Annotated in this window: 18 protein-coding genes; 1 reads left to right on the plus strand and 17 read right to left on the minus strand. The window is 52.7% G+C overall.

Annotation, left to right across the window (positions count from 1 at the left end; genetic code table 11):
* Positions 1 to 170: 170 nt before the first annotated feature.
* The 5 genes from SCU88_RS14800 to SCU88_RS14820 all read right to left on the minus strand — a co-directional run bounded on the left by SCU88_RS14800 (position 171) and on the right by SCU88_RS14820 (position 6,041).
* Positions 171 to 1,421, minus strand: a complete 1,251-nt coding sequence (locus tag SCU88_RS14800) for a tail fiber domain-containing protein (RefSeq protein ID WP_175341766.1) — start codon at positions 1,419 to 1,421, stop codon at positions 171 to 173.
* A 98-nt stretch (positions 1,422 to 1,519) separates the two neighbouring features.
* Complete coding sequence (cor, locus tag SCU88_RS14805) at positions 1,520 to 1,750, minus strand: phage exclusion lipoprotein Cor (RefSeq protein ID WP_175341767.1); 231 nt, start codon at positions 1,748 to 1,750, stop codon at positions 1,520 to 1,522.
* A gap of 113 nt (positions 1,751 to 1,863) precedes the next feature.
* Positions 1,864 to 2,538: a hypothetical protein gene (locus tag SCU88_RS14810; protein ID WP_175341768.1), complete on the minus strand. Its 675-nt coding sequence runs from the start codon at positions 2,536 to 2,538 to the stop codon at positions 1,864 to 1,866.
* Between the two features lie 3 nt (positions 2,539 to 2,541).
* Positions 2,542 to 2,853, minus strand: coding sequence for a hypothetical protein (locus tag SCU88_RS14815; RefSeq protein WP_175341769.1), 312 nt, complete (start codon positions 2,851 to 2,853; stop codon positions 2,542 to 2,544).
* Entirely contained in the window at positions 2,853 to 6,041 is a 3,189-nt protein-coding gene (locus SCU88_RS14820; protein ID WP_175341770.1) for a TipJ family phage tail tip protein, read from the minus strand. Before SCU88_RS14820 ends, SCU88_RS14815 begins: the two co-directional genes overlap by 1 nt.
* Before the next feature lie 166 nt (positions 6,042 to 6,207).
* Between SCU88_RS14820 and SCU88_RS14825 the strand changes: the two genes are divergently transcribed.
* Positions 6,208 to 6,420 (plus strand): hypothetical protein, encoded by a 213-nt coding sequence (locus SCU88_RS14825; RefSeq protein WP_175341771.1) that lies wholly within the window; start codon positions 6,208 to 6,210, stop codon positions 6,418 to 6,420.
* Here the strand turns inward: SCU88_RS14825 and SCU88_RS14830 are convergent.
* The 12 genes from SCU88_RS14830 to SCU88_RS14885 form a co-directional block, all read right to left on the minus strand.
* A complete protein-coding gene (locus tag SCU88_RS14830) occupies positions 6,398 to 6,601 on the minus strand; it encodes a hypothetical protein (protein WP_175341772.1) in 204 nt (67 codons plus the stop codon). The genes SCU88_RS14825 and SCU88_RS14830 overlap by 23 nt on opposite strands.
* A gap of 36 nt (positions 6,602 to 6,637) precedes the next feature.
* Complete coding sequence (locus SCU88_RS14835; RefSeq protein ID WP_175341773.1) at positions 6,638 to 7,249, minus strand: tail assembly protein; 612 nt, start codon at positions 7,247 to 7,249, stop codon at positions 6,638 to 6,640.
* 67 nt (positions 7,250 to 7,316) lie between these two features.
* Positions 7,317 to 7,580: a hypothetical protein gene (locus tag SCU88_RS14840; RefSeq protein ID WP_175341774.1), complete on the minus strand. Its 264-nt coding sequence runs from the start codon at positions 7,578 to 7,580 to the stop codon at positions 7,317 to 7,319.
* Between the two features lie 31 nt (positions 7,581 to 7,611).
* Positions 7,612 to 7,920 carry a hypothetical protein gene (locus SCU88_RS14845; protein WP_175341775.1) on the minus strand — a complete coding sequence of 103 codons (309 nt, stop codon included), beginning with the start codon at positions 7,918 to 7,920 and terminating at the stop codon, positions 7,612 to 7,614.
* An 85-nt stretch (positions 7,921 to 8,005) separates the two neighbouring features.
* Positions 8,006 to 8,200, minus strand: coding sequence for a hypothetical protein (locus SCU88_RS14850; RefSeq protein WP_175341707.1), 195 nt, complete (start codon positions 8,198 to 8,200; stop codon positions 8,006 to 8,008).
* Between the two features lie 47 nt (positions 8,201 to 8,247).
* A complete protein-coding gene (locus tag SCU88_RS14855; protein WP_175341776.1) occupies positions 8,248 to 8,961 on the minus strand; it encodes an NlpC/P60 family protein in 714 nt (237 codons plus the stop codon).
* 4 nt (positions 8,962 to 8,965) lie between these two features.
* The gene (locus tag SCU88_RS14860; protein WP_175341777.1) at positions 8,966 to 9,718 is read right to left on the minus strand and encodes a phage minor tail protein L; all 753 of its coding nucleotides are present in this window, start codon (positions 9,716 to 9,718) and stop codon (positions 8,966 to 8,968) included.
* Positions 9,715 to 10,062 (minus strand): phage tail protein, encoded by a 348-nt coding sequence (locus SCU88_RS14865; RefSeq protein WP_175341778.1) that lies wholly within the window; start codon positions 10,060 to 10,062, stop codon positions 9,715 to 9,717. Before SCU88_RS14865 ends, SCU88_RS14860 begins: the two co-directional genes overlap by 4 nt.
* Positions 10,063 to 10,098: 36 nt before the next feature.
* A complete protein-coding gene (locus SCU88_RS14870) occupies positions 10,099 to 13,023 on the minus strand; it encodes a phage tail tape measure protein (protein ID WP_175341779.1) in 2,925 nt (974 codons plus the stop codon).
* Positions 13,016 to 13,282, minus strand: coding sequence for a DUF1799 domain-containing protein (locus SCU88_RS14875; RefSeq protein ID WP_175341780.1), 267 nt, complete (start codon positions 13,280 to 13,282; stop codon positions 13,016 to 13,018). Before SCU88_RS14875 ends, SCU88_RS14870 begins: the two co-directional genes overlap by 8 nt.
* 47 nt (positions 13,283 to 13,329) lie before the next feature.
* Positions 13,330 to 13,641, minus strand: a complete 312-nt coding sequence (locus tag SCU88_RS14880) for a phage tail assembly chaperone (RefSeq protein ID WP_175341781.1) — start codon at positions 13,639 to 13,641, stop codon at positions 13,330 to 13,332.
* 46 nt (positions 13,642 to 13,687) lie between these two features.
* Positions 13,688 to 14,371 carry a phage tail protein gene (locus SCU88_RS14885; protein WP_175341782.1) on the minus strand — a complete coding sequence of 228 codons (684 nt, stop codon included), beginning with the start codon at positions 14,369 to 14,371 and terminating at the stop codon, positions 13,688 to 13,690.
* Between the last annotated feature and the right edge of the window lies 1 nt (position 14,372).

The following is a 14,372-nucleotide window of genomic DNA, read 5'->3' on the forward strand; positions in this document are numbered from 1 at the left end:
GCAAGATACAGGCCCTACCGTCACTGCTTAAAGGTTCGCCGCTTCGCTTCTAAGTTTCTATGTCGCTTCGAATTATGATTTTTGTAAATTTTATGTCCGCAACTCTATGTGAGCAGATTTAAGCCTGTTTTGAAGCGGGGAATTTTTTATAAAGCGTACATACGGCAACGTCATAAGTTATCGACCTGTGCTTTAAGCCTTTCAATATCATCCATGAGAGCAAGGATCGCTTCATGGTGAAGAGCTGCAGCAACCCCATAAGTATCGACAGTTTTCACATCAGAAATCACTGTGCCATCCTTCAGGGAAATGTCATAGCCGCCTTTAACCGCTTCGGGAAACTCTTGCTCAACGTCTTGGGCAATAAAGCCGTAACCTGTTGTTTCATTGTCAATACGCTCCCAAAAGCAGCCCTTAATAGTTCTCATCTTTACGAGTGGGTCAGATATGCGCACGATGTCTTTTTTGATACGCGCATCTGAGAGTGATACCCATTGACCACCGGTGCCACGCCCATCCGGGTAAAACATAAAAGATGCTGCAGCCCCTCCAGATTCTGCCACCACATTTAACTGAACACGATCAAGTTGGGTTGAGCCGCTACGTATTGCACCAAACGCCCAGGAGCCGCTATACCACTTACCGACTATCTGGTTTACATAATTCCCCTGAGATGAATCCGTTGTCGTATTGTTCATCTCAATGGAATTGTCACCTCCATTTCCTTTCCTAACACCTAAACCACCACCGGCATTTGTATGCCAGTCAGTTGCTCCGCCACCAACACCTTTGATTGTCACAGCAGACGAAATCGTACCTCCAGTTTTACCGTTCACCGTACTTAGGCGTGCATCATCGCCGGCGGCGACCGTTCCCGCCACTGCGCCAACGTCCCTGATTGCGCTGTTTCCTAAACCGAAGTTTGTTCGAGCGTCAGCTGCAGTCTTTGCCCCAGTCCCGCCCTGTGCAACCGGAACGGCGCCGTCAACCAGCCCCGCTTTCCCGGCCATGTCGTCTGTTAATTTCTTGAACGAACTGATCGTAACTTCCCGCCCGTCCGGCGCTGTGATGGTCACCTCACCGGTGCCGGTCATGATTTCCTGCCAGCCGTCCATCTGTGACTGGTAGTAGCCGAGCTGTGACGCGAGCATGTTTGACCAGTACTGTACCGACTGGGTTTCGGCCACCATGACGCCGTAAGCGGCGCCGGAGAACGCCTTTGATACCGGACGCGTTACCGTTAATTGAGTATCGCTGTCCACCCTGGCGATAGCGTACAAATCGACGGTCCCGGCGTCGTAAATCGCGATTGTGCACTGCGGGCCAATGCCGTTTTTCTGGTCCGCCCATTTCGTACCGGAACCTGTGATCGTGGTGGCGTCGGCGGTCGCGGATACGGTGCCGGTTTCATACATCGACATAGTGAAATTCTCCCAATAAAAAAGCCCCGCGAAGGAGGCTTTGCAAAAACGGTCGTTTTTGGAAAAAAGAAAACCCGCCGTAGCGGGTCAGAATTCGGTTACTTCTGGCATGTCGAACTGACAAAATTACCCCTGCTCACCCATCGCCAGTTAAATGGGTAGCCAGCCTTGTATTGCGTCTGGTTCGCCACGCTGCGGACGCCGTAAATGTGCACAGTCGTGTGCTGGCCGCCAATCATCGCGACCGCATCGCATACCGGCGTCTGTTGCTCTACAAGCGACGAGCAACCAGCAGCAAAAATCACCAGAGATAAAATAATCGCTCTCACGGTAGTTCCTTATTCTGTTATTTCATACGAAATTAACAGCCAGGCACGAATTCATCCAATTGGTTTGGTAGATCAATGGGCCAAGATTGATCGTTTTCATCGATCAATCTTGTTTAATAGCGGGAAACGTCAGTAATTAAATATCTGTTTCGGTAATTAATATAACCTGGGTTAAGTAACCCGGAACCTGGTGATATGCCTACAACGGCTTTTATTCTTGTATTGCCTCCTGAGTAGTACGCCATTGATGTTTGTATTGTTTGAAATGGTATCGGCTGGGCTGATCCGGCCATGCCAATAATATAACCTACCATTCGTGGCATTACGGCCCATTTCCCAGATTTAGTTACATCAAGCTTTGTCCCACTATTATTTTCATTAGAAGGATCTCCGATAGCCTCAACATCAGTTAATACCTTTGTTTCATTAGTCAATATACAAACCCCGTTAGAATCCCAGATTGCCATTCCCCATTCTGGTGGTGTCTGAGGCTCAACAGAAAAAAAATACGCATCTATAGTTCCGCCCTCGACACCCAAATAGTACGCGCTTAGCGTGCAAACGCCATTATCCAGCGAAGCAGTGATGGCTGTGGATGCGGTGTTTGTTTCTGGTGCTGCCCGGTTGTGGGTGATGAATGGAATCATTGGGCGAGTTGCGTCATAGTTAACAGCAACCTCAAACGTACCATTTGCAAGGGTTTTCTTTTCGATTAGGGAAAGAGGCATAGAATCAGGGGTGACAAACACCCCGCCGTCTACTGTTGTTAGGTATGCTCCAAAACTCATCACTTACACTCTCACAGCAATTACCAGACAAAAAACCTCCGAAGCCTGATCCGCATCAACGCCATAATATCCAGCACCATCCTTGACGCTGACCGTTCCGCCACTGATCACGAACCGGCGGCGCGCAGTTGTATCAAATGCAAAATTCAGGCTCACTGGCATTACATCAAGTTTACAGCCAAGCGGGACCGTAAATTTATAATCCCCGGTGATTTGATTTTTATTAAGACGAAATGTGCCAACAACGTTAACGGGATTTATCCCATAGTTATTGGCATTACCATTTGCATCCCATGTTTGAATACCCCAAGCCATTACCAAGCTCCTGTGATTTTACCAACCTGGACACGCAATCTTCCGTTAGCATCACGAACCGAAATATTGGTATTAGTCTGCTTCATTGCGCCGGATGAGTCGCTACCATAATTTTCAAACGTTCCATTTTTATCCAGCTTCCATCCTGTTTTCCCAGCTACGTAGTTATTCGACTGAATATAGCTACCGATTTTTGCGTTAGTAATCGTGCCATCACCAATAAATGCATTTGCAATGACGGTTTGGCCGGACTGAATCGCAAAAAACGTTTTTGGCGTGCCGTTTACATCAGACATAACAGCAAAACGATCGGCCAGGAATACAACCTGCGTCTGCATTCCGCTGGGAGTGCTCTCAACACCGATCCCCATCCCCGCTGCATAGTAAACACCGCCGGAGGTAACGCCGACTTTAACGTTATATTGCGCCGACAGGTTACCATCCAGATCGGCCAGCGCTGATGCTGTCGTCTGCACAGCAGCGTTGGTATCGTTGAACTGCGCCGTAACAAGCTGCTGATATTCTGCAAAGGCCTTTTGGTCTGTCGCCTGCACAGTGCGGATTTCCAGTATTTCGGCCCAGGCTTTACCGGCCTGTTTTCGCCAGCGCTGGATATCTGCGTCGTTCGCCAGAGCGTTGGAGATAATCGCGTCGGTGTTGGTGTTGATCTGCTCTACCAGTTGCTGGCCGGTTTCTGTCGTCATTATGTCATCGCCGATAACATCCAGGATGTCAGAGGCATCGGCGCTGGACTGGCCGCGAACCCAATCGGTATAGCCTGATTCATTCCCGGTTTTATCCACCAGTTGCGCCCGGAACCAGAACACCTGGCCGAATTGTAGCCCCATCATCTGGTAGCGAGCCTGCGGGTACGGGACATCGGTCAGCAGCATCGCATCTTCATCTGAACTGGTATAGCTGTACTGAATTTCAGTTTTCAGCGTATCCGCGGTGTTGGGCGGAAATCCCCAGTTCAGTTCGATACCCATCACGACGTCCTCGGAGGCACGAAAGCCGACCGGCTTCGGCGGGTTGCCTACTTTCCCGGTCAGCGTCTTCTCTTCCGAGTATCCCCATCCTGACGATATTTCAGCGGCATTAATCGCCCGCACGCGCGCCAGGTAACGCCCGGCGTAGATAGAGGGAACCTCGAACGACGTTGTAGAACTGCGCGGCACGTTCACCCAGTTGCCGTCGTTCCGGCGCCACTGAGCCTCGTATGCGATAGCATTGTCGGCCTTGTCCCAGGTGACAGTCATCGTTTCAAGGCTGATACACTGGCTCACGACCGAATAGCTACCGATGGCGATGTTTGCCGGGGGCGACTGGTTACCCGGGGGAATAACGCTGATCGGTCGCTCGTCAATAATCGCGCCGGTATCGATGCGGGCGTATTTGTCAGGGTCATGATATGCGGCGGTAATCGTGTAAGTGTTGTCATCGTTATCGGTGACAGTCACGACGCGATATTGCTGCGCATACAAAGCATCCGACTCAATCACCCACACAGCGCCATTGGCCGGAGTTTCACTATAGGCAGTAGTTACCGTTACAACGTTGTCGGATACGACCTGAATCGTGCGCGCCTGAGATACACCGCTGGGCAGGTTGATTAACAGTCGATCGCCATTGCCCGCCGTCGGCGCCCTGTCCAGGGTAATTGACCGGCCATTGACCGAGGATACGCGTCCACCTAGGTCTTTTCCGGACAGGTTGCGATCTGATACGGCGATGATATAGCCCGGCTGCGGGATGTTCCCATCGAGGCCCACATCAAACGTCACCACCCGATCTTTATTGTTCGTCAGAACCCCCCAGCGTCCTTTCCTGTTCGCTTCTGACTGGCGCGTACACCCGATAGCCGTAACTTCGAGCTGGTTGAAACCGTACCGGCGTACCAGATCCTGCTCGAATACCGGTTCCATGGCATCTGCATAGGCATTCGCCGGATCTGACCAGGAAACCAGCGCCGTGGTATAGCGGCTTTTTGTCGTGCTGCTGGAGTATGTAAAGCGGCCATCAATAACGTTCGCTGCGGTATAGCAGAAATCAACATCACGCGGCATGTCAGCAAGACAGACGATCTGATCGCCGCCCCAGTACGTCATGCCGCGAAATATCGCGGCGAAATCGCGCAGAACGGTATATGCCTCGTTGCGGTCCTGAATGTACACATTGCAGGTATAGCGCGGCTCTGTGCCGCTACCGCCCTTCCCATCCGGCACCATCTGATCGCAGTACTGCGCCACCTGGTAAAGCATCCATTTATCGATGTTTGCAGCAGTGAGGCGATTACCCAGGCCGAACCGGCCAGACACAACAAGATCGTAAAAAACCCAGGCGGGGTTATCAGTCCACGCCCATTTAAAATTACCGGTCCAGGTTCCGCTATATGTTCTGGTTTCCGGGTCATAGGTATCCGGCACCCGGATTACACGCCCGCGCGGCTCGCACGAAATCTGAGGAATGGAGCCGTTGAACTGGCTGGAGTCGAATTCGACGTATAGCAATGCAGTGTTCGGATAGCGCAGCTTCGCGTCGATAACCTCGGTGTAGCTCTCCAGGGACATTTTATCGCCGATTTTGGCGCTGTTGGCATCTGCCGTGATTTTGCGAACGCGAATAGTCCAGGTGCTGCCAGCCTGCGGCAAATCGATACGGTGACTACGCTCATAACCGGATGTGGTTTTGCCTGTTACGGATGTATTCAGCACCGTCTGCCAGGTACCGCCATCGGTCTGCAAATCGACGGCATAGTTGATGGAGTAACCAACCAGATCCCCGGAATCCTCCTGTTTAAACAGGCTCGGCCATTTGAGGCGCAGCCGCACCGCAGATAGCTGGGTATTCGTAAATGTATGCGTCCATGCAGTAACACTTGATATCTCAGTACCGACGTTTATTTCGTTCTCTGTGCCGGGTATCCCCTGGATGTAATTTTGTGCCTGCGTACCAGCACGAAACTCCCAAGCTACCCCACCGAAATTATCAGAGCCATCCGCGTTTTGTAGCGGCGTCCCGTCAAGGTAAATATCCTGTGCCGTCAACGCGCCAGCAAATTCACCCTCACCCAGCGCCAGGAGAATTTTTGCTTTTGCTACGGACTGGAGATCGTCCGGCTGTTCAACCGGTGTGCGCTGTTTTGATCCGCCACCTTTGCGGCCTTTGATAGCAGTTGCTGTAGCCATATTGCGCCCATAAAAAAGGCCACCGCATGGGTGGCCACTGTTTGAATATCAGGATGTTGCTTTTAGGTATCCCTGGATAAGGTAAGGACTCAGCCCGCCCATGCCGACACATGGGCGCACACAGCAAAAGGAGGGATGGCTGATTACCTCTGATTAAGGATTAGAAATGGATAAAAAATTTGTTAATTTCGGATTCACGATGTCACCAGAAATCCCAACTCATACAGCGCTTGAAATTGTGGCTATAAAGAATGTCCTAATGTGTATTCTTGCCCACATGCCGGAGAAGAGAAAAGTAATTACTGATGAGTTATCAGCCATTGATAGCGATATCATGCAAGACATCGTGAAAAACATCAGACTAATGGATCAACAGTAATACTCATTGCTGCTCTATATTTTTTTGTGGCCTGCTGCTGGGCCACTATTTGCTGAAGGTCATGTGCGGCAGCCTGCGTCGCATGCTGCACTACCGTAACCAGTTCGTTTGATTCCCGTGCCTGCTGCTTTAACTCAGACACTTCCCGCTCCAGTGCTTCAATTCGTTGTTCTAAAGTCATAATAAGCTCCCGCCTTTCGGCAATTGGTTAGTTAACTTACTGCTCATCTTCGACATAAATACCCGCCGAAATAATAGCCCCGCCTATTCGTCGCCGACCATACAAACACCCTACCGGATACCCCTGTGCCGCTGTATTGGTCACGCTGCCGAATGCATACGAAGCCCGGTTATCCGGATCCTGTTTACTGGCAAGTCCGGTAGTCTGCGGGGAAAGCATCTGGACAACACCGCCGATCGCCATCGCGGCACCGAACTGGGCAATGCCATAGCCAACGGTCGAAAGCGTACCAGCTGAGAAATACCCTATAGCCACACCAACAGCGACCAGCACAGAACCAAGAATCGTTTGCAGCAGGCCGCCACGCTTACTCCCAATAACGACCGGCGCGATCCGGATGTCCTGATCGCCCTTATCCATTTCCAGCTCGTCCTGTACCAAATTCCGGCGGCCGCTGAATACTGCATATGTCAGCCCGCGCTGTTTGCTGGTATTAAGGAAGCGCTCAAACCCCGGAATGATGACGCACAGCGCGCGGATAGCTTCGCGTGGCGACGCTACGGCGAGCCGGTGCTCGCGCCCAAACGTGGTACCGAGTACGCCATAAAGACGTATCGTGCGCATTGGTTCATAGGTTAATGCAGCCATACTTTCTCCATAAAAAAACCCGCCGAAGCGGGTTGTAAGCTAATTATGAAAAGGAAATCGTTCTTTCTCAGGGTTTTGTACCGTATTTGTCTTCAAATTTAGCTTCCATTTTTTCGCAGGAACCGGCGATAAACCGTTTTTCTTCATCGGTCAGAGATTTTCTCTCGTATTGTTCCCAGCAATAGGTAATTGCATACCGATCTTTAACCTTTGTATCTTTTTCTTCGCCTGATTCCGCTACATCAGAATGTGGTGCGCTATCTTTAAGATAGGTAATACCCAAACCGGCAGCCAGAAGAATAAGAACAATTATGACTTTTTTCACTTCCATATCCCCATTGATGGTATTCAGAGTAATCCTATCAAATACGGGGAAAACAACAAAACCCGCAGTTAAGCGGGTTCGGTAGGTGGTGAATACTCGTTATCAGAACGCCAGCAGCGCTCCGGCAAGCTGTTTCTCTACATCCTCCCGCTTGGCGACTATCCAGCCCATCCCCCATGATTTTCACCCCGCCTGACACAATCATATCAGCAAGATGCTTCATGTCATCAGTCATGCATTTCCTCACCGCCTGAACGAAGTCACCTTGTGAAACAAAGACATCATCGCCAATGTTAACAAATCTAACATCGACTCCATCAAAGTTTGCTGTAAAAATTCTGCTCATGACCCCTCCAGAGGACTGTTGCCCTGCAAGAAGTCTACGATACATAGTGGCAACCTGCAATCACCGAGGGTGGTTACAGCGCGGGCTACCACCATCGCACCTGCCCGATGAAATACCCAAGTGCGGCGGTAATCGCCACAAGCCAGAGCAGGATAAATTTCCAGTTTGGTAATTGCTTAATCATTAGTCGCAACTCCCGCATCAGTTTGCTAAAATCTATCACATGTTCCTCGTTAGCAACGGTAACGGTGGAAAGCAAAAGGCCCAGCATCGCTTGCAACGATCTGGGCCTTTGGTTTTGTGGGTGAGAAAACGTTCCCGTCTGAATCAGGCAGAGAAAAGTTCTTTATGCCGCACCGCTTTTACGGTTCGCTCCCGCCAGTACCCACCATACGGCGTGCGTTGGCTTAAATGCCCGTACAGGTGGTGTAACAGCATATTCCCTTCCAACAGGATGCCGGCATGGTTAGCGACCGGTGCCGATACCTGCATGATGACCATGTCACCCGGGCGCGGCTGTCCGGAAAACTCCCGGAAGCCGCATTCATACCAGTTATCGAGGTAGAGATTTTCGGCGCCGGACTCCCACCACGGGTAATCGACGCGGTAATCCCGCAGTTCTATCCCATGCTCCTGCCGGAAGTAGCTCATAATCAGCCCCCAGCAATCAGTGTGGCCCAGTACGAACGGGCGGCCGATAAGCGGAAGTTCGCCGCGTGGCTGAATAGTACGAATGTCACCCTCCGGCCAACTGACAATGTGCCAGGGTAGCTCCGTTGCATCACACTGAGCCATATCCAACTGACTGGGCTGAGTGGTGGCATCCGGGTGACTGTGCACTATGCCAGTAATCGTCCCCCAGTCCTCTACAGAGGCGTAATCCTCCGGCGCCAGGTGGAATTGTTCCGTAGGGTCAGAGGCAAGATTACGGCACGGGAAATAGCGCTCTACGCGCCCTTTTTGCGCCACCAAGCCACATGCCTCGCGCGGATGCTCGGCGGCGGCGTGGGTCATGATATCCGCTATGGTTTTATCACGCATATCATCAACTCCGGATTAAGCTCGTTCCTGGGAAGCCGCCGAACGAAAGTTCATTGCTCTCTCCGTACCGGAGTTTGCAGGCGCTCAGCGTGCCATTGCACTCGTCGAGCGATGGATCATCAACCGGGTTATTGTGCTTGTCGAAATACCGGGTACCGGCATAATCACAGCCGTCTCCGCTGCGGTACTGACCGCGAATGCACCAGGTGCATAGCGAATGAAGCTGGCGCGTCGGTATCATGAGGCCCTGTAGGTCCATCGGGCTGGAAAGTGTGAACGCGACTACCTCGTTTGTTTCGCTATTTTTACTGTCGATATAGAAAACCCGCTTAACCTCCTGGGTGGGATCGGATGAGTCATTACCATCGGGAAAATTACGCGCGTCCAGGTAATGGGAGAAAGTATCGTGAATTGTCACTTTCGCCTGCAGCAGGTCGTCGTAGGCCAGACACAGCGCAGTGATCGAACCGTCAAGGTTGGCAACGGATAACGTAGGTTGCGCGGCGCTGCCGTCGGTCGATGTCTCCATCCCCTCTATCTGACACGGCCATGCGCCGTATTCGTTCCCCTGCCACCAGATCGATTTAGCCGGTAGTTTTGACTCGTCGCCACCGGCCGCCGCGATTTCCTCCGGCGTATGAGGGATGTTGCAGGCATGGAAGCGCAAAACATCATCCAGCCCAAACGAACTACCGTCCACTTCGAACAGCCGGATCTTGTTGCCGGGCTCGAGGCTCTGAAAATCTGCGGTTATCATGGTGCATATGCCTGTTTAAATGTCGCGTTGATAGTTAATACGTTGCTCGACAGTGGCGTTGCCTTCACTGAGTCGGTCACCACCCGGTAGAGGCCGACCTCCCCGATCGGTGATGTCCAGATGAAGGAGCGAATGAAGTGGCCGCGCATGAACGTCAGCACCTTCAGCATTTCCGCCCGGCGGCCGATCATAGTAATCGGCCAGGACTGCGTTTCGGGGTGAATGCCGTCACCGGCAATCTGTTCGTACCCATCGCCAAATGCTGCCGTTCTGGCCGTGTATGACAGTTCGCCCTGCATACCACCCTGAATTTGCGTAGGCCAGGTAAATGTATCGATAGCCATCCTGACTCCTGATAAAAAGAAACCCGCCGCAGCGGGTTATCGAGCCTTACTGTTAATCAGCTTCCATAGGGGCGTTCCCTGCCGCCCTGCTTCGGTGGTAACCGTCTGAATGATGGCAGAGCGCAACTGTCTGTTTGCCGCTGTCGTATCCCCCTGGGATGATGTTTGTTGCTGCTGATTGTTCTGGATCACCACATCACCAACATTAACGTTTACCCCGCCGCCGCCAGTTCCCCCCTGCAATCCGTACATGAGCGCCCGACCTCCGACATAGCCGCCATCGGCATACCCCTGGGCGCCGCGCATCATGGCGTAGAGATTCTCCACACCAATCGCCGCCGTTGCCTCTTTGGTGAAAACAAACTCCCCGCCGTGAACGACGCCCTTAGGCTGGTACTTCCCACCATTTCCGGTGTATCCGCCTACTGCAAACTCAGGTATATAGCCGCCAGACCAGGCCTGAATGCCAAAGAAACTACCGACTGCGGTCCCGCCAAATGCCGATTTCATGCTGTTGACCAGCGCCAGTTGCGTCAGCATCTGGGCGATCCCCTTCAGGAAGGTGGTAAGGAAATCCTTGAAATCAGCCTTTCCGGTGGTAAAGAAGTCGGTCAGTGTGGACGCCATTCCGCTGAAGGCCTGGGCGGAAATACCCTGGACCTGCGAATAGACGTTGGTGGCGCTATCTTCGAACTCTGCCCAGCCTTTTTTGGCCCCGGCCAGCCAGTCACTACGCAATGCATCTTCCGCCGCATAGTAATCACTGGCGGCCTTTAATTCCTTCTGATAACCGACATCGCTCAGGGAACCACCGGCATTCTGCCAGCCAGAAGCGAGCTGCGCCTTTGCCAGTTCCCGCTGTGCCAGGCGGTCACTCATGACCGAGCCGACACCGAGAGCCTGCTGCTTCTCGGCCATTTGAGTGACGTACTTTTGCGCCGTGTCCATGCGCTTATTCAGTTGCTCCTGCGCCGTAATCTGGTCGCCAAGAATAGCCTTTTGCCGCGCCAGTTGCAGAACCTGCTCTTTGCTCGCAAGCAGGGATTTTTCCTGTTTCGACAGCTTGCGAGTGCTCGCGGCATCTTCCAGTACCTGAAACTTGGCTTCGGTGGTCCATAGTTCCTTGCGCTGCTGGCTTATTTTGTCATTCAGCCCCTGGTGTTGCTGGAGTGTGCGGAGTTGAGCCTGAAGCGCCAGCAGTTCGGCCTGGGCGGTATCTGTAGCCCGGTCGCCGGACGAAGCGCCGATGCCTTTTTCCTTCGGTGTTTTTTTGCCATAAGCAGCCACTTCGGCCCGGTCTTTCTGGGTGGTACTCTGCTGCACCTTCTTCGCTGTACCGAGGTATTTTTCCGCGCTCTTATCGGCAGCGTCCCAGTCTTTCTTGAGCTGAGAAACGCTATTACCGTAGGCACCGGCCATCTGCTCGTTATAGCTCTGCCAGCCCTTCAGAGTGTCTGTTTTCGCCCAATCAGGGATAAGATCAATCGCGCTGGCGACGGATTGCGAAATAATCTGGTTCAACTTCTGAAAGACAATCGCCACGCTGTAGTAAATGGCGTTGAACTCTTTCATGGTGTTGGCAGCCAGTTCAGCCACCCACTTCCCGATGCTCTCCATCGCATCAGAAGCCCATCGCTTAACATCCATCCAAAGCCGACCAAAAGGGGTTAAAGCATCCTTTGCCTGCTTTCCCCTCTCTTCCATGGCGTTTCCGAATATATTTATCGCCTGGGTTACAGCGGCGGTCTGGTCTTTCTGTTTCACCAGTTGGTCAATGTGCTTAAGCTGGTCAACCGTGAGGAAGTTATATTGGGCGCTCAGGTTTTGCAGCGCTTTTACCGGGTCTTTATCGATATCGGCGTAAGCTTTTACGATTTCCTGCGCTGACACAACACCTGTCTGTACGGCCATCGCGGTCGAACTGGCCGCTTTTTCAAGCTGCTGCTGCGTCAGCGCTCCAGTGCTAACCAGTTGCGTCATTAGATCCTGCACTGTTCCCACCGTAGCGCCGGTAGCACCAGCAATATCATGAGCGGCGGCCATGACCTGCCCCGCCGTCACCCCGGCGATATTACCAGTACGTATGATCGCGTGGTTTATCTCATCGAACGTGTTGAAATAGTCGATCCCGGCCTTCGCAGCCACCAGCACAGCACCAGCCAGTCCGCCGATAGCCAGACGTGCTGGCGTAATCAGCGAGGAAACCGCCTTCAGCGTGTTACCGATGCCGCCGAACGAATCACGAAGCTGGCCGCCCTGCTGAATAGCCACCATGTAAACAGGCATACCCGAGGCCAGCGATGTGACGATGTCGGTTATCTGCATCGGCAGATAGCGCATAGCGTTCCGGTACTGACCGGCACTAATGGCCCCGGTTTTCCATGCGTTCTCCTGCTCCCGCAGTTTCGCAATCATCGGAGCTGCCTGCTGCGACACTCCCAGTTGCGCCGCTTTCAGTTCCAGCAGTTCGCTGCGAGTCTTGCCGATCGCATTGGCCTGTTCCTGTAGCGAGTCGATAAACGTCCTGCCTGCCGCCGCTGCGCGCTGGGCTGAGCGGGCTTGTTCGAGTCGCTCGCGCCCCTCCGCCGTTTCCGCCTCCATCACTTGTGCCAGTTTGGCCCGGGTGGTGTCCAGAACGCCGTTATAGCGCGCGAAATCCTCATCGCCTACCAGTCCCTTTCCGCGAAATTTCGCCAGGCTCTGCTGGATGGTATCGAGTTCGTCGAGAGCTTTGTTAACCGGGCTGATTTTGTTCAAGAGATTCTGGAGTTCCTGCTTCTGCTGGCGCAGGCTTTCGGCATTCTTCTTCTGCCGGTCGATGCCTGTTTTGAACGTATAGTTCAAGTCGTCAGCTTTACCGGCAGCGCGGGTCGCTGTTTCCTGGAACCGGTCGAGTTCTTTACTACCACGCTCAAGCTCACCTGTATTTACCCGCAGGGAAATGGTAGCGATGTCAGCCATGCCCTTTCTCCTTATGCATTATTTTTAGCGCGGTTCGTTCCATGATCCTGATATCCGATAGCGCGGTTGCCTCGTCCTGTACGTCATGAATCCGCATCAACCAGGGCAGGACGTTGTAATCCATCCCGGTTACCCCGGCCATTCCCGTACGCCACTGCGTGCTGGCAGACTGGAACACGAGGAATGCTGGCCAGATATCCGGCCAGACTTCGACAATCACTTCTTCGTAATCGTCGGCGGTCAGACCAAACGCCGCCATTTCCTCGGCTGACGTCTCAGGCGTATAGAACTGCGAGGCAACCGCTATCAGTTTTTTTCGCGGTTCCCCGTCAGTTCGCGATAATAGGTTTCAGGGATAGTTCTTAATGCGGACGGGTAGTTTTCCAGCAGGATTTCCAGGTTTTCGGCATTGAATTCATCAGGCAGCGCCCAGCCGTCGATAATTTCCATCATGAAATCCACGGCGGTTTTTCCGTCGAGTTTTTCAATCGCGGACAGTTCTTTGAGCGGCTTATGCCTGAAAGTGATCGTCAGTTCGCCATCCTCGGCGCCAGCGCGCGGGATTTTTACATTTGCTTTAAACGTGGGTTTCGGCTGTAGCGTAAATTTGGTGCTCATTATGCGTCCCTAAAAAAGCCCCTTTCGGGGCGATGGTGGTTATCAATTAGCTGCCAGGAGTGCTACCGTCATCAGCAATTTTGTAGAACGTCATGGCCGGGGACTGGAGCTGGAGCGCTACGGTCACCGTTTCCACCTCGTTTACGGCGGTTGCCGGGATTTTGTTAAACGACACGGTGGCGGACCAGTAGCGGTTTTCCTTCGCTTTCGGGATGTACATATACGCGGCCACGGTGTCCCCGTTTTCGTCCAGTCTGTCCAGTAGTGGGTAAACAGGGAGCGAGGAATCATGCGCGATGGTGTACGTTTGTGAACTGGCCGCCTTGAACGTGTTCAGATTGCGCTGGCGATCGTCACTCAGAAACTGGATCTGGGTGGTGTTCTGGTCACCGCCAGCGTTAGCAACCTCGGTAATTTGAGGTAACTCGGTCCACTCGCTGACAACCCGAATGGAACCGGCGCCGCTGCCCGCCGGATATTTATTGACGTTGGTCGTGTCAATATTGCCGAGCGTGACGGACGTACCATCGACCGCTGTGATTTTAGCCACCACGTCACTGATTCCGGACCAGCCAGAGGTGATATGAACAATGTCATCTTCCTGCAGGCCGGTAGCACTGGCGACAGTAATCACGGCGTTTTCGGCGTTGGTGATGTCGGTAAATGGCACCGCATCAGCGTATTCGGACGCAAGATAAACGTGCGATCCATTGGGTAAGGCAAAGCCCATG

The organism is Jejuibacter sp. L23, from assembly GCF_050815825.1.
Taxonomy (GTDB): Bacteria; Pseudomonadota; Gammaproteobacteria; order Enterobacterales; family Enterobacteriaceae; genus Jejubacter; species Jejubacter calystegiae.